The 20,440-nt window shown below is 43.5% G+C and carries 20 protein-coding genes; 7 read left to right on the top strand and 13 right to left on the bottom strand.

Features of this window, described 5'->3' with window-relative positions; translation table 11 throughout:
- Positions 1-176: 176 nt before the first annotated feature.
- Positions 177-1,274: a mandelate racemase/muconate lactonizing enzyme family protein gene (locus MUY27_RS14505; RefSeq protein ID WP_245131358.1), complete on the top strand. Its 1,098-nt coding sequence runs from the start codon at positions 177-179 to the stop codon at positions 1,272-1,274.
- Between the two features lie 606 nt (positions 1,275-1,880).
- Here the strand turns inward: MUY27_RS14505 and MUY27_RS14510 are convergent.
- The gene (locus MUY27_RS14510; protein ID WP_245130993.1) at positions 1,881-3,251 is read right to left on the bottom strand and encodes a dipeptidase; all 1,371 of its coding nucleotides are present in this window, start codon (positions 3,249-3,251) and stop codon (positions 1,881-1,883) included.
- 266 nt (positions 3,252-3,517) lie between these two features.
- Here MUY27_RS14510 and MUY27_RS14515 point away from each other — a divergent pair, with 266 nt between their 5' ends.
- Positions 3,518-4,540 carry an SGNH/GDSL hydrolase family protein gene (locus MUY27_RS14515; protein WP_245130995.1) on the top strand — a complete coding sequence of 341 codons (1,023 nt, stop codon included), beginning with the start codon at positions 3,518-3,520 and terminating at the stop codon, positions 4,538-4,540.
- Positions 4,541-4,562: 22 nt separating this feature from the next.
- On the opposite strand, the gene MUY27_RS14520 is transcribed toward MUY27_RS14515, so the two are convergent.
- The 5 genes from MUY27_RS14520 to MUY27_RS14540 are packed head-to-tail and all read right to left on the bottom strand — an operon-like array spanning position 4,563 to position 6,026.
- Positions 4,563-4,736 carry a hypothetical protein gene (locus MUY27_RS14520; protein ID WP_245130997.1) on the bottom strand — a complete coding sequence of 58 codons (174 nt, stop codon included), beginning with the start codon at positions 4,734-4,736 and terminating at the stop codon, positions 4,563-4,565.
- A 39-nt stretch (positions 4,737-4,775) separates the two neighbouring features.
- Positions 4,776-5,288: a hypothetical protein gene (locus MUY27_RS14525; RefSeq protein ID WP_245130999.1), complete on the bottom strand. Its 513-nt coding sequence runs from the start codon at positions 5,286-5,288 to the stop codon at positions 4,776-4,778.
- A gap of 51 nt (positions 5,289-5,339) precedes the next feature.
- Positions 5,340-5,534: a hypothetical protein gene (locus MUY27_RS14530; protein WP_245131003.1), complete on the bottom strand. Its 195-nt coding sequence runs from the start codon at positions 5,532-5,534 to the stop codon at positions 5,340-5,342.
- A gap of 51 nt (positions 5,535-5,585) precedes the next feature.
- Positions 5,586-5,780, bottom strand: coding sequence for a hypothetical protein (locus MUY27_RS14535; RefSeq protein WP_245131005.1), 195 nt, complete (start codon positions 5,778-5,780; stop codon positions 5,586-5,588).
- 51 nt (positions 5,781-5,831) lie between these two features.
- Positions 5,832-6,026, bottom strand: coding sequence for a hypothetical protein (locus MUY27_RS14540; protein WP_245131007.1), 195 nt, complete (start codon positions 6,024-6,026; stop codon positions 5,832-5,834).
- Positions 6,027-6,199: 173 nt separating this feature from the next.
- Between MUY27_RS14540 and MUY27_RS14545 the strand changes: the two genes are divergently transcribed.
- Entirely contained in the window at positions 6,200-7,648 is a 1,449-nt protein-coding gene (locus MUY27_RS14545; protein WP_245131010.1) for a tetratricopeptide repeat protein, read from the top strand.
- Here the strand turns inward: MUY27_RS14545 and MUY27_RS14550 are convergent, their stop codons facing one another.
- The 3 genes from MUY27_RS14550 to MUY27_RS14560 all read right to left on the bottom strand — a co-directional run bounded on the left by MUY27_RS14550 (position 7,649) and on the right by MUY27_RS14560 (position 10,984).
- A complete protein-coding gene (locus MUY27_RS14550) occupies positions 7,649-7,936 on the bottom strand; it encodes a hypothetical protein (RefSeq protein WP_245131012.1) in 288 nt (95 codons plus the stop codon). It lies immediately after the preceding gene.
- Between the two features lie 232 nt (positions 7,937-8,168).
- Positions 8,169-8,537, bottom strand: a complete 369-nt coding sequence (locus MUY27_RS14555; protein WP_245131014.1) for a helix-turn-helix domain-containing protein — start codon at positions 8,535-8,537, stop codon at positions 8,169-8,171.
- Between the two features lie 149 nt (positions 8,538-8,686).
- A complete protein-coding gene (locus MUY27_RS14560) occupies positions 8,687-10,984 on the bottom strand; it encodes an ATP-dependent helicase (RefSeq protein ID WP_245131016.1) in 2,298 nt (765 codons plus the stop codon).
- A 184-nt stretch (positions 10,985-11,168) separates the two neighbouring features.
- Between MUY27_RS14560 and MUY27_RS14565 the strand changes: the two genes are divergently transcribed.
- Together MUY27_RS14565 and MUY27_RS14570 are read left to right on the top strand one after the other, a co-directional pair.
- On the top strand, positions 11,169-13,169 hold the full coding sequence (locus tag MUY27_RS14565) for a thioredoxin domain-containing protein (RefSeq protein ID WP_245131018.1): 2,001 nt from the start codon (positions 11,169-11,171) through the stop codon (positions 13,167-13,169).
- A 56-nt stretch (positions 13,170-13,225) separates the two neighbouring features.
- Entirely contained in the window at positions 13,226-13,723 is a 498-nt protein-coding gene (locus tag MUY27_RS14570) for an FKBP-type peptidyl-prolyl cis-trans isomerase (protein ID WP_245131020.1), read from the top strand.
- Positions 13,724-13,787: 64 nt separating this feature from the next.
- Here the strand turns inward: MUY27_RS14570 and MUY27_RS14575 are convergent, their stop codons facing one another.
- Positions 13,788-14,477, bottom strand: a complete 690-nt coding sequence (locus MUY27_RS14575; protein WP_245131022.1) for a hypothetical protein — start codon at positions 14,475-14,477, stop codon at positions 13,788-13,790.
- Between the two features lies 1 nt (position 14,478).
- A complete protein-coding gene (locus tag MUY27_RS14580; RefSeq protein WP_245131025.1) occupies positions 14,479-14,898 on the bottom strand; it encodes a PH domain-containing protein in 420 nt (139 codons plus the stop codon).
- A gap of 43 nt (positions 14,899-14,941) precedes the next feature.
- On the opposite strand from MUY27_RS14580, the gene MUY27_RS14585 reads away from it, so the two are divergent.
- Entirely contained in the window at positions 14,942-15,517 is a 576-nt protein-coding gene (locus tag MUY27_RS14585) for an acyl-CoA thioesterase (protein ID WP_245131027.1), read from the top strand.
- Here MUY27_RS14585 and MUY27_RS14590 read toward each other — a convergent pair.
- Complete coding sequence (locus MUY27_RS14590; protein WP_245131029.1) at positions 15,503-15,721, bottom strand: hypothetical protein; 219 nt, start codon at positions 15,719-15,721, stop codon at positions 15,503-15,505. The two genes, MUY27_RS14585 and MUY27_RS14590, sit on opposite strands and share 15 nt — an antisense overlap.
- Before the next feature lie 114 nt (positions 15,722-15,835).
- Between MUY27_RS14590 and MUY27_RS14595 the strand changes: the two genes are divergently transcribed.
- A complete protein-coding gene (locus MUY27_RS14595; RefSeq protein ID WP_245131031.1) occupies positions 15,836-16,036 on the top strand; it encodes a hypothetical protein in 201 nt (66 codons plus the stop codon).
- A gap of 185 nt (positions 16,037-16,221) precedes the next feature.
- Here the strand turns inward: MUY27_RS14595 and treY are convergent, their stop codons facing one another.
- Positions 16,222-20,439: a malto-oligosyltrehalose synthase gene (gene treY, locus MUY27_RS14600; protein ID WP_245131032.1), complete on the bottom strand. Its 4,218-nt coding sequence runs from the start codon at positions 20,437-20,439 to the stop codon at positions 16,222-16,224.
- Between the last annotated feature and the right edge of the window lies 1 nt (position 20,440).

Genomic DNA, 20,440 nt, shown 5'->3' on the forward strand with positions numbered 1-20,440 from the left:
ATGCTTAGGGCAAATGCGCAATGCAGCGACAAGTGTAATTCTTTTATTGTAGTAACGCAAATATATATTTTTTGTGTTAATTTTTCAAACCGTTTAAAGCGGCTATTACCGAAACATGAACTAGAACTTCGGCGAAGCCAAAATATTGTTTTCCTATGACGAATAAATTAGCAGAACTGACTGTTACCCATGTGGATATCTACCGTTTCAGTATCAAGATGGAGCCGTTTACAATTGCTACCGGTACTATGGAATATGCGCAGAACACGTTTATCAGAGTGCATACCAACGCTGGGATTTACGGTGTGGGAGAGTGTTCTGCCTTCCCGATGATTGTTGGCGAAACGCAGGATACCTGCTTGGTAATGGCACGTGAGTTTGCCAAATTATGGAAAGGGCAGGATGCACTTGATATCTCCGCCAGGTTAAAACAACTGGACGATTTTACGGCCCGTAACACCACCGTTAAAAGCGCTTTCGACATGGCCTTGTATGATCTGGCTGCAAAGCATGCCGGCCTTCCGTTGTATCAATACTGGGGCGGGGAGCGGAAACCGGTGGAGACCGATATTACCATCGGTATTGCAGAGCCTGCAAAGATGGCCGAACGCGCAGTGGAATTTAAACAAAACGGCGCAACGATATTGAAGGTAAAACTGGGTAAGAATGCTCAGGAAGATGTAGAGCGTATCCGGAGGATCCGCGAGGCGGTCGGCGACGACATGCAAATAAGGATAGACGCTAACCAGGGTTGGAGTTTTGATGATGCGGTTTACGCGTTGCAGGCAATGGGCGCTTATCATATCGCTTTTTGCGAACAACCTATGCGGACCTGGTACGATGATCGGCTACCGGAGCTAATGAAGCTTTCGCCCGTGAAGATCATGGCAGACGAAAGCGTATATAACCACCACGATGCCCGCAGGCAGATCGAAAGTGGTTCATGCCACTACGTAAATATCAAGCTGTCAAAATCCGGCGGATTGCATGAAGCCCGGCAAATCCATGACATGGCTGCGGCCCATGGCGTTCCGTGTATGATGGGTGGAATGCTGGAAAGCCGTATTGCATTGAGCGCTAAGTTGCACCTGGTTTATGCTAGCCCAAATATCAAATTCTACGATATGGATACCTGTATGCTTGGTCATTTAGAAGACCCATGCCTCGGAGGTGTAAAATATGAAGGCTATCATTTAACTATTGATGATGCCCCCGGTATTAGCGCAGATGCCGACGAACATTTTCTTAAAAATTGTGAGCACTGGCGGGTGTAACAAGTTTTGTCATTCAGAACGAAGTGAAGAATCTGTAAAGAAACTGATCGGCAGATCCTTCGCGTTGCTCAGGATGACAACAAATTAGATATCGAAAAAGAGTAGTCGTGGAACGATAGAGAAAAGTTTTGTCATTCAGAACGAAGTGAAGAATCTGTAAAGAAACTGATCGGCAGATCCTTCGCGTTACTCAGGATGACAACAAATTAGATATCGAAAAAGAGTAGTCGTGGAACGATAGAGAAAAGTTTTGTCATTCGGAACGAAGTGAAGAGTCTGTACAGAAACTGATCGGCAGATCCTTTCGAAAAAATTCGGGACAAGCCGCGTGGTTTAGGAAAGCAAATTTAGATATCTCATAAACAACAAGGCCCCTTATCACTCAGGGGCCTTGCTGTTGTAAGTTTATGCTTACTTTTTCTTTTTAGATTTTGATGCTAATTCTTTAGCTGCTTCACTTTTTTCTTGTTTTGAAGCTTTAGGATCCCTCATTTCTTTTGAGGCCTCACTTTTTGATTTTGCAGTTGCCATAACTTTTCATTTTAGATGTACTATAATAAAAAGTAATTGCTCCTTTTTGTTTAAAATAATTTCTCTAAAAGTAAATTATTTACTCAGTTCTGCAAAGTACTTGTGAAATAACGGTAGCGTTTCAATTCCTTTATAGAAATTGAAGATATCGTACTTCTCGTTCGGTGAATGAAGCGCATCGCTGTCTAATCCAAATCCCATCAGGACGGTTTTAATGCCTAATTCTGCTTCAAACAAAGCTACGATAGGGATACTGCCGCCACCGCGGGTGGGTATAGGCTCTTTTCCGAATGATGTCGTTATTGCTTTTTTAGCTGCCTGGAAGGCCACGCTATCTGTTGGCGTTACCACAGGTTCGCCGCCATGATGCGGGGTTACTTTTACCTTTACATATTTAGGCGCGATACGTTCAAAATGCTCGGTAAACAGTTGCGTAATCTTTTCAGAGGTTTGGTTCGGCACCAAACGCATCGAGATTTTTGCGTTAGCCTTTGATGGTAATACAGTTTTAGCGCCTTCGCCGATGTAGCCACCCCAAATGCCGTTTACCTCTAAAGTAGGACGGGTGCCGGTACGTTCAAAAGTGCTGTAACCTTTTTCGCCCCAAAGCTCTTCCACGTCAAGGTCCTTTTTGTATTCCTCTTCGTCGTAAGGTGCGCTGTTTAAGGCTTTACGCTCTTCGGCGGTCAGTTCTACCACATCATCGTAAAACCCGGGGATGGTAATGTGATTATTTTCGTCATGTAGAGAGGCAATCAACTTAGCAAGGATAGTCGCCGGATTAGCCACCGCGCCACCATACACACCTGAGTGTAAATCGCGGTTGGGGCCAACAACTTCCACCTCGAGGTAAGAAAGTCCACGCAGGCCGGTTTCCAGTGAAGGGTTCTCCATGCTGATCATCGAGGTGTCAGAGATCAGTACAATATCAGCCTTCAGGCGTTCCTTATTCTCTTTCACAAAGATGCCCAGGTTGTTTGATCCAACTTCTTCCTCACCTTCGATCATGAATTTTACGTTGCATGCCAACGTACCTGTCTGCATCATCAGTTCAAAGGCTTTTACGTGCATGTAAAACTGTCCTTTATCATCACAGGCGCCACGCGCGTAGATTTTACCATCGCGAACGGTGGGTTCAAACGGAGGGCTTATCCATAGCTCAAGCGGATCTGGTGGTTGTACATCATAATGGCCGTAAACCAGGACGGTAGGTTTAGCCGGGTCAATTATTTTTTCGCCATAAACAATCGGGTAACCTGCAGTAGGGCAAACTTCTACCTTATCTGCACCGGCATCTTTCAATTTTTGCGCTACATAATCTGCGGTTTTAAGTACCGAATCTTTGTATTTAGGATCTGCACTTACAGAGGGGAAGCGCAGTAACTCGAACAACTCTTCCAGAAACCGGTCGCGGTGCTTGTCGATATATTGTTTTATCTCTTCCATTTATGATGTTTTGAGGCAAATATATAGATGTGAGGAAGAAAATTCTTTTTATTCCACATAAAATGGTCATAAGATTTTTTATGCCCCATGTAACTCATAGCCAATAGTGTTTAAATCAGCTATTTGTAGTATATTGCAGCCTAATTTAAACTGGTTGCTCAAAGTGGTATTTGAATTGACTTTAAGTTAAAGTCATGATGTAATTATTACTTGTAACACGCGTCATGATTGATAACAGAGGTTAATTATCAGTTCCGTTTTTAAAGATGAACCCGAACAAGGCATTTTTATTTTTTTCTTTTTTCCTGGGATTTATAAGCTTAAGGTCAATAGCTCAACAAGGGCCGCCACCGCCACCTGTAAGTGCCGCTCCGGCAGCTATATCGGTATCGCCGGTGAATCTTACTCCAAGTTGCAGCGCGGCAGCAAAATTCTATAGTAAAGATAGTATTGTAATTACAACCTTTGGGGCCAGCACGGTACACGGCATGTACGGCAGCGATTTCCAAACACCTTTGCTGCAAGATTTTCAGCATTGCTATACCGGTAAGATAGTAGATATTACTAATAATGGCGTACCTGGCGAAACCACTACACAGGGTTTAAAGCGTTTCCCGGATGCAATTGCCGGCCGTACCGGTTTTGTTTTGATTTTTATGGGTGTGAATGATGCCTGGGCGTTGGCTAATAAAAAAATAAAGATCAGCGAGACTGAACGTAACATGCGGTATTATATCGAAGAGTGTCAGAAAAGACATTTAATACCTATTATAGGTACGCTTCAGTTTATCAACGATACCAAGTCTGACGAAAATAAGATAGCCAATCTGTATATCAAGCAGATCAACAATTTATACAAAAAGCTGGCTGGCCAGTATAAAGTTTATATCGCTGATATTAATAAAGCCTTGGGCAGGGATTTTTCTTTGTATAAAGACGATGTTCATCCAAACGCCAAGGGTAATGCTTTGATTGCTTACGTTTGGTATGATGTGATTAGCCAGGTGATAGAGCAGGTGCCTTTCCTGGTGATTGGTCTTAACCAGAATTATCCTAATCCTGTTAGAGACAATACTACTTTTGGGTTCAGTCTTTCACAATCCGGTCGTGTGCAGATTTCACTGCTAAGTATGAGCGGTGCTTCTGTTAAAAATATCCTTGACGAATATCAAAACTCTGGTTACCATGAACTAACTGTTAATATGGCTGATGTTAGTCCGGGTATATATTTATATACCATGCAGGTTGGTGGTCAGCGGATGACCAGGAAGATCATGATCGCTCGATGATCACTTAAGGATTCTTTATTTATTAGTCCGCGTTACCAATATCATTTTTAGGCATAAAGTTATTATTAACGCTTGTTAAAACAGCTTTATCTGCTTTTGGTGCCGGAGTTGGTTTAACAGCGGTTGTTTTGCTGATAACAGTTATAGATAACAACACTAAAACTACAAGTGCGGCGGCAGCAAATATCTTTTTCATTTTCGGGTAATTTAAAGGGTGAAAATTAGAACGGATTAATTAGCGAGCAGATCTGTTGTCGTCAGCCTGACCAATGTCTTGTTTAGCACCATCAGCTTGACCAATATCTTGTTTAGCACCATCAGCTTGCCCGATATCTTGTTTAGCGCCATCTGCCTGACCGATGTCTTGTTTAGCACCGTCCGCCTGACCAATATCTTGTTTCGCGCCGTCTGCTTGACCGATGTCCTGTTTGGCGCCGTCTGCCTGACCGATGTCTTGTTTAGCAAGATCTGCCTGACCAATGTCCTGTTTAGCACCGTCCGCCTGACCAATATCTTGTTTAGCACCGTCTGCTTGACCGATATCTTGTTTCGCGCCATCAGCCTGACCAATATCTTGTTTAGCGCCGTCAGCTTGTCCGATATCTTGTTTAGCACCATCAGCCTGCCCGATGTCCTGTTTTGCGCCGGTGGCTACCGATGTGATTTTTGCTGTTAATTGAACGTTAGATTCAGCTTGAACACTTAAAGAAGCAGTTAAAACTGCAGCAGCTATGATTAATTTTTTCATGACCGTATGTTGTTGGAAGTCCTTTTAATAAATAAATAGTTAATAGAATTATTAGTTAGCAGCAACGCCACCGTCAGCTTGTCCGATATCTTGTTTAGCGCCATCAGCCTGACCGATGTCTTGTTTGGCATTGTCGTCAGCTAAAGTTTTTGCTTTCACCATAGTTGGTTGAACACTGTTATCTTTTGTACAAGCGGTGAAAGAAGCGGTTAAGATTACTGCAGCAGCTATGATTAATTTTTTCATGATTCGTTTTGTTGTTAGGGTTCTTAAATGAATGAATAGTTAATAGAATTATTAGTTAGCAGCAACGCCACCGTCAGCTTGTCCGATATCTTGTTTCGCGCCATCAGCCTGACCGATGTCTTGTTTGGCATTGTCGTCAGCCAAAGTTTTTGCTTTCACTGTAGTTGGTTGAACACTGTTATCTTTTGTACAAGCGGTGAAAGAAGCGGTTAAGATTACTGCAGCAGCTATGATTAATTTTTTCATGATTCGTTTTGTTGTTAGGGTTCTTAAATGAATGAATAGTTAATAGAATTATTAGTTAGCAGCAACGCCACCGTCAGCTTGTCCGATATCTTGTTTCGCACCATCAGCCTGGCCAATGTCTTGTTTGGCATTGTCGTCAGCTAAAGTTTTTGCTTTAACCGTGGTTGGTTGAACGCTGTTATCTTTTGTACAAGAGGTAAAAGCAAACGCCGCTAAGGCAACAATAAAAAATAAAAATTTTTTCATTTATATGATATATAAGTGTCTGTTTTTGAATTGTTTAACAATGCAAAGTTAAAGAAGTTTTTTAAGTAGTCAAGTCTTTTTTTAATTTTTTTCTAACCCCCTCGAAATTTAATATCTTCTATTTGCAATTAATTTTTATAACTTTCATGATACGAATTCGTAATAGTGCTATAATGAAAAAAATTAGCGCCCTTTTGTTTTTCATTTTCCTCTCCATAACTGTTTACGGGAATACTTTAGACGATGTTATATCGACTGATAGACTGGCAGATACGGCATTGATAAACAAATTAAATAGTGATGGGTACAACTTACGCAGGTCTGATGCTGACCAAACTATAAAGAAAGCAACAAAAGCTTTAAAATTATCTATACAGCTTAACTTTTTAAAGGGTATAGGCGAATCGTACCGGGTAATAGGCGTGGGTTATGATTATCATGGCGAACCCGAAAAAGCGATAGATAATTATCTGAATGCGTTGAGCTATTTTCAGCGTGATAATAACCTCTCTGGCCAGGCTAAAGTTTACAACAACATTGGTAACCTTTACCGCGACAGCGACTTTGGCGAGTCTTTGGAATATTTCAGGAAATCCCTGAAAATTGCGCTGAAAATTAACGACGAAAACCTGATCGCCTCTTTATACCTTAACATCGGTAATGTGTATTACCGGCAGAAAGATTTTTACGAAGCCCTCAAATATTATAACAAGAGCAACGATCTGTTCTCTAAATTAAATAATACCGAGTACGTGGTAACCTGCATGCAAAACCTGGGTGTAGTTTATTTTAATTTAAAGCGCTTTGATCAGGCCGAAAAATTATTGCTTGCCAGTAACCAGCAGGCCAAGGCGTCAAGCCGTTACCAGCAGATTGCCAGTATAGATCTTACCCTTACTTCTTTATACATTGGCAAAGGCGACTTTAAAAAGGCTGAGCAATATCTGGATGAGGGTATTATGTATGCCGAAATGATCAAAAGCAAACGCTTGCTGAGCGACTTTAAATATACTTCGTACCAGTTAGAGGTTAAGCGTAAGAACTTTGAAAAGGCGTTGTATTACCTTCAGGATATTTATAAAAAGGATAGCTTAGATTTTCAGAATTACGTATCGGCCAGAATAGGGTTGCTGCTGGTGAAACATAAGCAGGAAGAAAAGGCCCGCGAAACCCAATTGGCGCTGATTAAACAAAAAAATGAGCGGGTAATTTTCTGGGGGGTAGTTTGCGTGGCTGCACTTTTATTGGTGGTTATAGTATTGCTGGTAGGTAATGTTCGCCGTAAGGCCGAAACCAACAAACGGCTTACCGATCTTAATGGTGAAGTATCCAGGCAGAAAGATAACCTGGACAGGGTAAACCACCACCTGGAAGAAATTATCGACGAACGCACAAAGGATCTGCAAATAAAAAACCGCAAGTTGGCCGAATACTCTTCCTATCTGTCGCACCAGATCAGGGGGCCTATCGCTACGTTAAAAGGGCTTATTAACCTCGAAAAAGAAGGCTTGGTTAATAAAGCAGAGTGTTTTAATATGATGGATAAATGCGTATCGGAAATTGATAATAAAATTATGGATATGAGCGATATGCTGCATGATCCGGAAAGAACCGGTATGTAATTATTGCAATGTAGAGTGGATTTGCGCTTCAATTAATCCTAAATAAACACAGTAGCGCGCAATCATGTGCAGAATGAGCAACTGCCGCTGCTTCTTGTACCCCTCTGTCTGAAATGCAAATTTGTTGCTGCCCGCAGTAACAAAGTATTGAACTTCGTTTTTGCTGGGTTTAAACGGCGATTCCAACAGGTCAAAAACCTTTACTTTTAATTTGGTATTCGGGTCGTGAATCGTTTCTTGTTCAAGAGATCCGTCGCGGTCTGAAATAGAAATAAAGTAGTTAGACATGTTACTCACAGTTAGACTAACGGTGTTCAACAATTATTAATCCAACAATGCCAAAGTGCCGTATTTTATTGTTAAATAAACCAGGCAGTTAAGTTAACAATCAAATCGATTAAATAATTTCTTTTTGATTATTTAAATTTCTTTAATGGAAATTATTTAATGTTTTAACAGATAAAAAAGTGTACTAAACAGTGTCGAAAAAAAATGACACTGCTTAGTAGGACCAAATATGTTAACTGGCGTAAGAGCCGCGGGTGTGCAGTTCTTCGTAAAGCTCAATCACTTTGCGTTGTAAAGTAGCAATTTCTATCTCCCGCGCGTTTAATTTTTGCTGTACATTGTTCAATGCTGTTAGCTGCGGTTCAGCAGGCGCCTCGTCTAAAGCCAGCAGCTGCACAACGCTTACCTCATAGATATTGGCAATTTGTTCTAAACGTGAAAGATTAACGTCGGTAACGCCCGTTTCTATCTTAGAAAAAGCAGGGATAGATATGTTTAATTTTTTTGCCACGTCTTCCTGGCTCCAGCCACGGCGGTGACGTAAAGTACGGATGTTTTTTCCTACGGCGCTGCCTGCCGAGTGTTTGTTCGGGTTACTCATTCGGGTTTAATTAGGGGAATAATTTTTCTTTGTTCAAATTAAATGCCAATGTTAAATTAACGTAAAATAGCATGTATTTGGATTTATAAGAAAAAAACGAGTAATAAATTCCTCAACTATTTAATCCCATCGGGAAAAAAATCCACGATTTATTGAACAATACGAAGTTTTGCAAATTTCAATAATAACTGCTTTTGACCTATTTCCTTAAAGAAAATTGTAGCTTTGATATCCGGGGCTGATCCTTCCAGGTTAATTACTTTTCCATACCCAAAACGCTCGTGCTCAACTTCCATGCCTGTTTGCAACTTAGACGTATCTGAAGGCGCAAAGTTAGCCGATGGCACGTGCGCTTTAGCCAAAATAGAAGTGGTTTTTACCGGCTGGCTGGCTGGTTTGGGTTTGGAAAAGCTATCCGGCCCTTTGGTTCCACTATTGGTGTTGCGTGTCCAGGCAGTGCGTTCGTCATTGAAAAACGGATTGGCAGAAGCAGCGGGCCGTGCCGTGAAATCTAATTCTAAATACTGCGGATCTATCTCATCTAAAAAGCGGCTTGGTTCGCAGCTGATAAGTGTGCCAAATTTGAAGCGAGAGGTAGCGTAGCTGATCGTAAGCTTGCTTTCTGCCCGGGTGACCGCAACATAAAACAGGCGGCGTTCTTCTTCAAGGTCTGTCCTTGAATTTAATGACATTTGAGACGGAAACAGGTTTTCTTCCAAACCCACCACATTCACCTGTTTAAATTCAAGCCCCTTGCTGGCGTGGATGGTCATCAGGGAAACGGTTTCCGCATTCGGGTTCTTGTCGTTGTCGTCATTAGTTAACAGGGCAACGTCCTGCATAAATACATCAAGGCCCTTTTCTTCGATATCTTCACGCTCAGAGAATTCTTTGATACCGTTCAATAACTCCTGGATATTTTCGTAGCGGTTCAAACCCTCAACCGATTTATCTTCGTACAGATCTTTCAACAAACCGGAGTGTTGGGCAATGTGCATTGCTGCATCGTAAGCAGGCAGGTTTTTTGCGATTACCTGAAAGCTTTGGATCATGGTGCCGAAAGTGCCTACGCTGGTTGCACTGCGGCCATCCAGGTATTTAGACGGATTGGTCACCACGTCCCAGGTGGTAACGCCATGCTGATCTGCGCTTAAAATAATCTTATCAATGGTAGTATCACCAATGCCGCGTTTTGGATAGTTGATCACCCGTTTTAGTGCTTCTTCATCCGCTGGGTTAAACGTCAGGCGGAAATAAGCGATCAAATCTTTAATCTCTTTACGCTGATAGAAGGAGAGACCACCGTAAATTTTATAAGGGATGTTTAGCTTACGTAAGGCTTCTTCCATCGAGCGCGATTGGGCATTAGTACGGTACAGAATGGCAAAGTCGTTCCACTTCATGCCCTTGGTAGTGCGATCCTGCAAAATACCTTCGGCCACCATTTTACCTTCTTCGTTGTCGCTGAAGGCACGCATTACCTTGATTTTATCGCCGGTTTCGTTCTCAGAGAACACGTTTTTCTTCAACTGCTCTTTATTGTTGGCAATAATGCTGTTGGCAACCTTAACTATATTTTGTGTAGAGCGGTAGTTCTGTTCCAGCTTAAATACCTTCAAATCCGGGTAATCCTTCTCAAAGTTCAGGATGTTCTGGATGTTAGCACCACGGAACGCATAGATACTTTGCGCATCGTCCCCCACCACGCAGATATTCTCATTGATAGCAGCCAGGCGTTTAACAATCAGGTACTGCGAGAAGTTGGTATCCTGATACTCATCCACCATCAGGTACTTAAACTTGTTCTGGTATTTATAAAGTACTTCGGCATGGTTCTTCAGCAGTTCATTGGTTTTGAACAACAAATCGTCAAAGTCCATTGCGCCGGCGCGGTAACAGCGTTGGGCGTAGGTTTCGTAGATTTTCCCCATCTGTCCCCGGCCTGTAGAAAAATCATCCGCCTGGATCTGCTCATTCTGCTGGTATTCCTGCCACGAGATCAGGTTATTTTTTGCGGAAGAAATGCGGTTATAAACAAAGTTGGCATTGTACAGCTTGTCGTCAAGGTTCATTTCTTTCAAAATAGCCCTGATCACACTTTTACTATCGTCGGTATCGTAAATGGTAAAATTATTCGGATAGCCTAATTTATCAGCCTCAACACGTAGCAACTTGGCAAAAACAGAGTGGAAGGTGCCCATCCAAAGGTTTTTGGCTTCGTCGCCTACTACCTTGGTGATCCGCTCGCGCATTTCGCGCGCAGCTTTATTGGTAAACGTAAGTATCAGGATATTGAAGGCATCAACACCGCTGCGGATCAGGTGGGCTACCCGATAGGTAATTACCCGTGTTTTTCCCGATCCTGCACCTGCAATAATCATTACAGGTCCTTTGGTTTGTAAAACTGCTGCCCTCTGTTGTGGGTTTAACCCTTCTAAATAATCCAAATCTGCTCCTCTGTTTTTAGGGTGACAAAATTAAGGTTTTGGGCGGGAAGTTGATGGGCTAAATGTTGTAAGGTTGTAATGTTGAAAAGTTATTTTGATTTTTGACGGCATCTCAAAATCAAATCAGGCACGTGGGTGTCTTTTAAAGTATATCCGAAATTAAAAATCAAAATCCGAATTCGTTATGAACAGACTGGCCAACTCGGCTTCGCCATATTTACTTCAGCATGCCAACAACCCGGTAGACTGGCACCCCTGGGGAGCAGAAGCGCTGCAAAAAGCGCGCGATGAAAATAAGCTAATTATCGTCAGCATCGGTTACTCGGCCTGTCACTGGTGCCATGTAATGGAGCACGAAAGTTTTGAAGATGAGCAGGTGGCGCAGGTAATGAACGATCTGTTCATATGTATTAAGGTGGACCGTGAGGAACGCCCGGATATCGACCAGATTTATATGAGCGCCATTCAACTGATGACCGGGAGAGGTGGCTGGCCTTTAAACTGTATCTGCCTGCCAGACCAGCGACCGATTTACGGGGGAACTTACTTTCGCAAACAAGACTGGATCAGCCTGCTGCTGAACCTGTCGGAGTTTTACCGTGAAAAGCCGCAGGAGGCAGAGGAGTATGCCGTGCGGTTAACGGAAGGCATTCGTCAGTATGAATCGGTAAACTTTATGAGCGAACAGCCAACCTATTCGAAGGACGATCTGGAAGCAATTGTTGCTACCTGGCGAAAGACCTTTGATATGAAAGAAGGAGGGACCGGGCATGCGCCAAAATTCCCGATGCCTAATAATTGGCTCTTCCTGATGCGTTACGCCCACCTGATGAAGGACGAACAAATCGGTGAGGTGGTAGAACTAACGTTGAAGAAGATGGCTTATGGCGGCATCTACGATCATATAGGCGGTGGTTTTGCGCGTTACTCGGTAGATGCCCGCTGGCATGTGCCGCACTTCGAAAAAATGTTGTATGATAACGGCCAACTGGTGAGTTTATATGCCGAAGCTTATACCCGCCAACCAGACGAACTTTACAAAGAGATTGTAGCCGAAACGATTGCTTTTGTAGAGCGGGAACTTACCTCGCCGGAGTTTGGCTTTTATTCTGCCCTGGATGCTGACAGCGAAGGGGTAGAAGGAAAGTTTTACACGTTTACCGGTGAAGAACTGGAGCAGGTGTTGGGGAAAGATGCTGCCTTTGCATTCAAGCTTTATTACGGCGCGACAGACGAAGGTAATTGGGAAGAGGAGCAAACCAATGTACTTTTCAGGGCAAGGGAGAAAGAAGCTTTAGCTGATAACCTGGGTTATACGCTTGAAGAGTTTGACGAGGAACTACAGGAATCGCGCAGACTGGTGTTTGAATACCGAAGCCAGAGAGTACGCCCCGGGCTGGATCACAAGATTATTGCTTCGTGGAACGGCTTAATGCTTAAAGGTTTGTGCGAAGCGGCGAGAGTTTTCCCTGCGGAAAATTATCAGGATCTGGCCTTAAAGAACGCAGCATTTATTCGGGAAAACCTGATCAGTGCTGATGGAAAGCTTAACCGCATTTATGGTTCTGCCGAAAGAATTGCTTTCCTTGATGATTATGCCAACGTAATAGACGCGTTTATTACATTATATGAACTTACCTTTGATCTGGATTGGTTAACCCTGGCGCGCTCACTTACCAATGATGCTATTGTGAATTATTATGACCAGCAAGAGGGGATGTTCTTTTATACTTCCGCAGAAAATGAAGAGTTGATTGCCCGGAAGTGCGAAATTATGGACGGCGTGATACCTTCTTCAAATTCGGTAATGGCGCGTAACCTCAAAAAACTGAGCTTGTTTTTTGAGGACGAAAGCTACGGGAAAATATCGTCGCAGTTGTTATGCAACCTGATGCCTTACATGGCCAAATACGGTTCGGTTTATTCAAACTGGTCGCTCTTATTGCTTGAGGAAGTGTTCGGAATTTATGAAGTAGCCATCACCGGAACCCGCGCAGAAACCGTTAGGCAGGAGTTTGATAAAAACTATGTGCCTAATAAAATAATATTGGGAGGTACGCAGGAAAACTTACCTTTACTGCAAAATAGAGTGGGTAGCACCACCAGGATTTTTATCTGTAAAGATAAAACCTGCGGCTTACCTGCCGATACTGTTGCCGATGCTTTAAAACAAATCGCAAATTAAATCCTTAATCCTATATAAACTGCGGCTTAAGACCTGCCGCATAAAAATTAATCCTGATGAAAATTGAGCCTCAACACGTGGTATCGTTAACCTACAACTTATATGTAGACCAAGACGGTACCGAGAACCTGGTAGAGAAAACCACAGAAGAGCAACCTTTAACCTTCCTATACGGCGCAGGACAAATGCTGCCAAAGTTTGAAGAAAACTTATCAACCCTTTCAACCGGGGATAACTTTGATTTTAAACTTACTGCAGAAGATGCTTATGGCATTTATGATGAAGAAGCAGTAGCTAACCTGCCGAAAGAGATGTTTAGCGGAACAGATCTTCCGCAGATTGGCGACGTATTGCCATTACAAGATAACAACGGTAACCGTTTCCGCGGCCAGGTAGTATCTGTAGCTGAAGATGCAATTATTGTAGACTTGAACCACCCAATGGCTGGCCAGGAACTGCATTTCACCGGTAACATCCTGAATGTTCGTCCGGCTACGCCTGAAGAGCTTTCGCATGGTCATGCACATGGCCCGGATGGTCATCATGCACACTAAGTATTGGTTTAACCAACTATACAGAAAAGGCCAGCATTAATTTGCAGGCCTTTTTCTTTACCCGTTATTCTACATCCAGTTGGCCCGAATCTGTTAGATAACAAGTGATGAATATCCGGCACGATACTTTCTCTCGGTTGATACTTGCCGGTATAAAAATTTTATCTTCATCGGGCAGGGCATCGATGTTCATGTGCACGTCCTGGGTAGGGTAAATGTTTGATTGTAAATGCACCACAAAATCGGCTAGCCGGCCGTAGGGGCTTACCAGTAATTCTATCACCGGTGTAAATACCCTGTTGCTGATGCCTTCCAGTTGCTGCGGTAGTTTAAATAGCTTCAGGTAATTAATGTAGCCGTAGTAACGGTCGCCGATGCGGATTGGCCGGGTAGTGGTATCGCCCTGTTTTATGTCGCGGTCTACAACGTAACGACAGAATGACGAGGTATCTTCCGGCGCCTGAAAAGTAAGTTCGGCCCTGTCGTAATTAAAACGCTGCAGCATGTGCTTTTGGTCGTCATAAAAGGTCCAGGTTCCCGTTTTGACATTGTTGGTATAAGCACCTATAGCTAGCGGCCGACCTTCAGACAACATCGCCCTGTATACGCCCTGTCTGATGTTTTTATCTGTTTTTAAAACTTCGATATATTCTTTTACGGCGTCTGTAAGCCGGTGTTTAATCACCACGGTTTCCTGCGCTTTTACCAATGCCGGAAGGATGATTAATATGACTGAAAGTAATTTTTTGTACATCTTAAATTTCAATAACAATGCCCGGCTCGACACTTTTCAGGGCTTCGATAAATTTCTCCAGGTTTTGTGGCGCAATAATAACGTTATCATATTTATTATAGGCAATATCAATGCGGCCATTAACGGAAAGGGTAGGCGAGCTAATAATGCTGTCTGTCTTGCTGATCTTCCTGATGGTATGAATGTCGATATCCTTATTAACAATTAAACCGCAACGGATGTTCAGTACATCACCATTAATTGTATATCGCGTGTTAAAAAACATCGGCGCCAAAAGCAAGCCCAACACGCCCCCTAAAATAATTGTTCCGGCAATGGCGCCATCTACAATGGACTGAACTAAAGCGGCTGTAAGGCAAACAAATAAAGGCACAAAGAGCCAGTACGTTATTTTTGAGGGAAAGGTTTGGGTAGGGGACATTCAGTAAATATATCAGTTTACACGAAAATAGCTAAATTTGGATATGCAACCCAAGCCAGATTTCCTGCCCGTAAAATATTCGCAAACAATACTTACCGAATTAATGATTCCTTCTTATGCCAACTTTGGCGGAAAGATACACGGTGGTGTATTGTTATCACTAATGGATAAAGTTGCTTATGTATGCGCTGCCAAACATGCCGGTAACTACTGCGTAACGGCATCTATAGATGGTGTGGATTTTTTGGCACCTGTAGAAGTAGGCGAGATGGTTTCGCTGAAGGCATCAGTAGTATATGTTGGGCGGACATCTTTAGTGGTAGGCATCCGGGTGGAATCTGAAAACATCAAAACGCGCGAAATTAAACACACCAACACCAGCTATTTCACCATGGTAGCAAAAGATGAAACCGGCAAACCGGTAGAAGTTCCCGGCCTTACCCTGGAAACGCGGGAGCAGGTGCGCCGTTTTATTGAAGCCCGCCGTCGTAAAGATGCCAAAGCAGAATACAAGCAAAACTGCGCAAAAATTAAGGTACCGGTGGTTGACGAGCGTATGCTGGAAACCTTAAAAGGCGAACGCTGCCGCTACGAAAAGAAAAGCTCAATAATTCTGTAACTGTTCGCCAATGCTCTGGATATCCGCCTCGCTTAAACCGTTGCTGGTTTCAGCGCGCCAGGTGTACAGGGTTTCTTTATAAAGGGTAATGGTCTGGTCTTCGAAGGTAACGTCGTAATAGGTTTTATCATCGTTAACATAAGTATGTACGCGCGCAGGGATCTGCTGACGGTTAAGGGATAATTCAATATCAAAGTCTTCCATAGTAAAAGATAAACTTTTAACCCCGGCTAAAGTTTAGGCAGAAAAGTAAAATAATGGTGTTAAAACCATTTGAAGACATTAGTGGTTGTAGTAAAAATCAATTTTACAACCTTTATGAAAAAGTTAATTTATTTGCTCTTGCTTACAGCCTTTACAACTACTGCTGTGATGGCACAAACAACCGTTGTTACCAAGAACGAGACCAAAACCAAACGTACTTCAACCTTGCCGCAAAAAGTACACAACATCTTTCACAAGAAAAAGAAATACAGCGGTACAAAGACAAAACATGTTGTAAGAAAAGCTAAAGTTTAAATAAAAAAAGAGAGGTGCCGCCTCTCTTTTTTTATTTCTTATTAGTTAAACAATGGTGGCAGCCCTATGTTCTTTAAATAAAACTTACGGCTATGTTACTACCATTTGCAATTGTATTTATCCTGGCGTTTATGGTCCTGGCCTTATGGATGGTGATCCGTAAAAGTAAGGGCAAGGAATAAACATCACTGCCTGTTATACATTCTCACCCACTTAATTAAAGTTTCTGCCGCTTCATCTGTAACCAGTTTAGGCATTAAACGCCATAACCAGTTCCCTTCTGTCGTTGACGGGTTGTTCATCCGGGAATTTTCGTCCAGGCCTAAGACATCCTGCATCGCAGCAATAGCCACTTTAGCTGTTGAGGCATAGGCAAGGCGTATAAATATCCGGTGAATGTTTTTTGCTTTTGGCGCCATGCCTGTATAGGTTTCGATTTGCTCTTTAATTAAATCGTCTGTGTCCTGGTTGAACCAGCCAACCGTAGTATTATTATCATGCGTGCCGGTGTATACAAGGAAATTATGATCGTAATTGTGCGGGATATAGATGGACTGCGCCATGGTATCGCCCCAGGCAAATTGCAGTACTTTCATACCCGGCAGGTTAAATTCGTCGCGCAAGTCCCACACGGGTTGATCGATATCTCCAAGATCTTCGGCAACAAAACGCACATTACCTAAAGCCTCTTTGATGTTGGTGAAGAAATCGCTGCCGGGCCCCTTTACCCACTTGCCATTTTTTGCCGTTTCTTCACCAGCCGGAACTTCCCAATAGGCAGAAAACGCGCGGAAGTGATCTAAGCGTACCAGATCAAACAGCTCCATATTTTTCTTCAGCCTGTTGATCCACCAACAATAGTCTTCCCGCTTCATGGCCTGCCAATTGTAAACAGGCATTCCCCAAAGCTGGCCATTTTCGTTAAAATAGTCAGATGGTACGCCTGCTACACCCGTCATCTTGCCATTTTTATCCACGGCAAATAAATGCTGGTTTGCCCAAACATCTACAGAATCATAACTGATGTAGAAGGGAAGATCACCAAAGAGCTGAATATTCAGCACCCGGCAATAGTCTTTTAACTGCTGCCACTGCCGGAAGAAAATAAACTGGAGCCATTTGATCTTATTAATCTCTTCCGCATTTCGTTCCGCAAACCTGTTTAAAGTTGCTTCGTTGCGGCTCTTAAAGCTTTTAGGCCACTCGTACCAGGCATCACCCTCGTGGTAATTTTTTACTACACTATATAGGGCGAAATCATTAAGCCAGTAAGCTTCCTTTTCACAAAAAGCTTTGAAACGTTGCTGTAACTGCTTGAAGTTGCCACTGGTAAATTTCTGATAAACTTTATCGAAAAGCTGTTGCTTTAGATCCTCTACATTTTCAAAATCAATACTATCGGTCTGCTGTAGGTGGAAGTTTTCTAATTCCTCTTCGCCAATCAGGCCGTCCTTGGCTAACAGCACGGGGCTAATGAGCAGCGTATTGCCGGCCATGCTGCTAATGGAACTGTATGGCGAATAGCTTTGTGCTTTTTCCGTGGGGTTCAACGGCAATAATTGCCAGTACTTCTGCCCGAATTTGCTTAAAAAGTTTGCAAAGGTACGCGCACCCGGACCCAGATCGCCAATACCAAAATTGGATGGGAGCGAGGTGATATGCATCAGGATACCTGCGCCGCGGTCATTCTCCGGATATTCTAACTCGAGTATCGCCATCGGCAGTGCTCCGAAAATCTGACTTAACAGCACGCCTTCCGGATTTACCTTTTCTTCCACGCTGGTCAGTGTGTTCTTAAAGCTTTCAGGCGCTTCCTCCGGAATAATTAACCGCGTATTCTTCCAGTCGATCTCAGTAATATCTCTGTTTTGCTCTTTACAGATGGCAGCGGTGTACAGCCCTGTGGCGACTATCAGCCATTTCTTTTGGTAGCGGCGCGCAAAGGCGATGACATTATCCTGGTAGGCACCTTTTACTTTTAGCGGAATGTAATTTCCCTTGGTAAATAGTTCGCGCTCTTCGCTGCGGAGTTTGAACAATTGCTGCGTCAACCATAGTTTGATATGCCCGTTGTAACGGTCCTGCCATAATTGCGAAAGCAGCTCTGCGTTGTCTTCAGCTAGTTTACTATGAAGTAATTGATTGCGTAAATCATAGTCTACAGGTCGGCGGTTATCCGGATCGACAAGGCTTAAATCCCACAATTCGCAGCCATGGTAAACATCTGGCACGCCGGGACAGGTGAATTTTAATAATACCTGCGCCAATGAATTAACAATACCGTGATCGCTTAATTGCTGGTGGAACGGAACAAACGATTGCCAGAATTCGCCCTGCTGATCAAGCAGGCTGGTGGCAAAATCTAAGGTTGCGTTTTCATATTCTTCGTTCGGGGCCGTCCAGTCCGAATTTGTTTTGGCTTCGCGCAAAGCTTTGGTCAGGTATTCTTTGATCCGCTCGCCGAAGTTATCTTCCGGCTGCCCTGGCATAGGATATGCCCCTGCAATGGTCTGGTAGATCAGGTAACGGTCGTTAACATCGGGCACGGGGGAGTCCCAATTCCTTTCCAGCTTTTGCCACTGTTTAATCAGGTCAGCCCATTCGCCCGGCATCGCAGAGAGCGCGTTCAACCGTGCACGCACGTCTTCGCCGCGTTTGGTATCATGGGTAGAAGTTCCGTTGATTGAAAGCGGCCATTGTTTCTGGCGCTGGCGCATCAGCCGGTGAAACTCTTTCACGTCTATCCCAAAAGCGTCGGGCGCGTCGCCTACTTCATTATGACCTACAAAACGGTTGTAGGTGTACATCAGTGTGTCTTCCACGCCTTTAGCCATTAGCGGGCCGCTGAACTGCATCAACCGCTGATAAAATTTTAAAGCCCTGTCGTTATAAGAAGCGCTGTTCTCATGCGGCTTCTGCAACAGGCGTTCATCAAACAGATTTGCCGCCTCCTGAAGCGAGGGGCTTTCCATAAGCACGGCTGAAAGAATAGACCTCACTGACGCTGTTTCTGTTTCATCTAAGGGCATGGCATTGCCATAGAACCGATACACGGGGCAATGAATCAAAATTTTAGCGATCAGGTTTTTGATATTCTCCAGACCGACCGTTTTTAATGCTTTCTGATCTGCCAGTTTCAACCGCACAAAATAATAAGCGAGGTTATTCAACTCACCCTGCATGTGCGTTTCCAGAATGTGCGTTTTTTTCTGGTGGATCTGCTGCTCTACCGGCTCGCTTTTACCGATCAGCCGGTTATAAAGCGAGGTGAATTTTCTTTCCGAAGACTCATCGGTGAGCAGATTATTTACCTGGGCCAGGAAATCGTAACCGGTATTACCCTGCAAAGCCCAGCGGGAGGGCATGTTTTCGCCACGCTCTAAAATTTTCTCGGCTACGATATAAGTTTCGTCGCCAGCCAGTTCTCGAAGGTTATGCAAATAATTTTCGGGATCGTATAAACCGTCAATATGGTCTATCCTTAATCCCTGAAAAATGCCTTTGTCAACCAAAGTCTTAATCAGGCTATGATAATGGCTGAATACCTCCGGATCCTGGATGTTTAAGCAGATGAGGCTGTTTACCGTGAAGAAACGGCGGAAGTTGATATCCTTATCCGTCTCCTGCCAGTTACATGGGCGGTAAAACTGGCTGTCGATCACTTGCTTAAGCAGTTCGGGGTTATTGTTGATGTTGTTTAATGCATCTTCAATACTATCCTTTGCGTCCTGCTGTTCTGCCACCTGGTTGAACTTGCTTAACCAACCCGCCCATCTCAATGCAAGCTTTTTATTGTCTGAAGCTGCCCAAACCGTATCTATTTCTCTAACCGTAGATTTTAATGTATCAGGAATTTCAACCGCGTTTAAAATAGTTTGATAGGATTGCGGGTTTAACGGCCAGAAGTTATCATAGTATTTTAGAACCAGTAGCCGGTCCTGGTAGGCTACCTGTAGTTCCTGCTTTTCTAACACATCAGAAAGTTCGCCGCCTAAGACCGGAATCATCAGGCGTTCGCTTTGAAAAAGGTCGCTCGCGATACCCGTATCAAAGAAGCCTGCATATAGTGAACGTTTGCCTTTCTCGAGCAGGTCCATCAGCCAGGGGTTCTTTTCATGCACGCCCATGTGGTTGGGCACAATGTCCTGCAGCCAGCCCATACCGGCATCGCTCAGCTTTTTGCTGATGGCTTTTAACTGTTTTTCGGTGCCTATTTCGGGGTTGATATGATGCGGGTTAATGCCATCATAACCGTGCGTACTGCCTGGTGTTGCTTCAAATATCGGCGAAGCATAAATAGTACTTACCCCCAATTTTTGCAGGTAGCTGATTATTTTTTCGAACTCAGCGAAAGTAAATTGCTGGTGGAATTGTATACGATAGGTAGCGACAGGATTAAACATA

The organism is Mucilaginibacter straminoryzae, assembly GCF_022953055.1.
GTDB classification, from domain to species: Bacteria; Bacteroidota; Bacteroidia; order Sphingobacteriales; family Sphingobacteriaceae; genus Mucilaginibacter; species Mucilaginibacter straminoryzae.

Excerpts from the sequence above, each read along its gene's own strand:
- MUY27_RS14540 (WP_245131007.1), bottom strand. The coding sequence starts at position 6,026 with ATGAAAAAATTTTTATTTTTTATTGTTGCCTTAGCGGCGTTTGCTTTT.
- MUY27_RS14575 (WP_245131022.1), bottom strand. The coding sequence starts at position 14,477 with ATGTACAAAAAATTACTTTCAGTCATATTAATCATCCTTCCGGCATTG.
- MUY27_RS14565 (WP_245131018.1), top strand. The coding sequence starts at position 11,169 with ATGAACAGACTGGCCAACTCGGCTTCGCCATATTTACTTCAGCATGCC.
- MUY27_RS14580 (WP_245131025.1), bottom strand. The coding sequence starts at position 14,898 with ATGTCCCCTACCCAAACCTTTCCCTCAAAAATAACGTACTGGCTCTTT.
- MUY27_RS14595 (WP_245131031.1), top strand. The coding sequence starts at position 15,836 with ATGAAAAAGTTAATTTATTTGCTCTTGCTTACAGCCTTTACAACTACT.
- MUY27_RS14590 (WP_245131029.1), bottom strand. The coding sequence starts at position 15,721 with ATGGAAGACTTTGATATTGAATTATCCCTTAACCGTCAGCAGATCCCT.
- MUY27_RS14570 (WP_245131020.1), top strand. The coding sequence starts at position 13,226 with ATGAAAATTGAGCCTCAACACGTGGTATCGTTAACCTACAACTTATAT.
- MUY27_RS14535 (WP_245131005.1), bottom strand. The coding sequence starts at position 5,780 with ATGAAAAAATTAATCATAGCTGCTGCAGTAATCTTAACCGCTTCTTTC.
- MUY27_RS14585 (WP_245131027.1), top strand. The coding sequence starts at position 14,942 with ATGCAACCCAAGCCAGATTTCCTGCCCGTAAAATATTCGCAAACAATA.
- MUY27_RS14550 (WP_245131012.1), bottom strand. The coding sequence starts at position 7,936 with ATGTCTAACTACTTTATTTCTATTTCAGACCGCGACGGATCTCTTGAA.
- MUY27_RS14530 (WP_245131003.1), bottom strand. The coding sequence starts at position 5,534 with ATGAAAAAATTAATCATAGCTGCTGCAGTAATCTTAACCGCTTCTTTC.
- MUY27_RS14555 (WP_245131014.1), bottom strand. The coding sequence starts at position 8,537 with ATGAGTAACCCGAACAAACACTCGGCAGGCAGCGCCGTAGGAAAAAAC.
- MUY27_RS14515 (WP_245130995.1), top strand. The coding sequence starts at position 3,518 with ATGAACCCGAACAAGGCATTTTTATTTTTTTCTTTTTTCCTGGGATTT.
- MUY27_RS14545 (WP_245131010.1), top strand. The coding sequence starts at position 6,200 with ATGAAAAAAATTAGCGCCCTTTTGTTTTTCATTTTCCTCTCCATAACT.
- treY (WP_245131032.1), bottom strand. The coding sequence starts at position 20,439 with ATGTTTAATCCTGTCGCTACCTATCGTATACAATTCCACCAGCAATTT.
- MUY27_RS14520 (WP_245130997.1), bottom strand. The coding sequence starts at position 4,736 with ATGAAAAAGATATTTGCTGCCGCCGCACTTGTAGTTTTAGTGTTGTTA.
- MUY27_RS14525 (WP_245130999.1), bottom strand. The coding sequence starts at position 5,288 with ATGAAAAAATTAATCATAGCTGCTGCAGTTTTAACTGCTTCTTTAAGT.
- MUY27_RS14510 (WP_245130993.1), bottom strand. The coding sequence starts at position 3,251 with ATGGAAGAGATAAAACAATATATCGACAAGCACCGCGACCGGTTTCTG.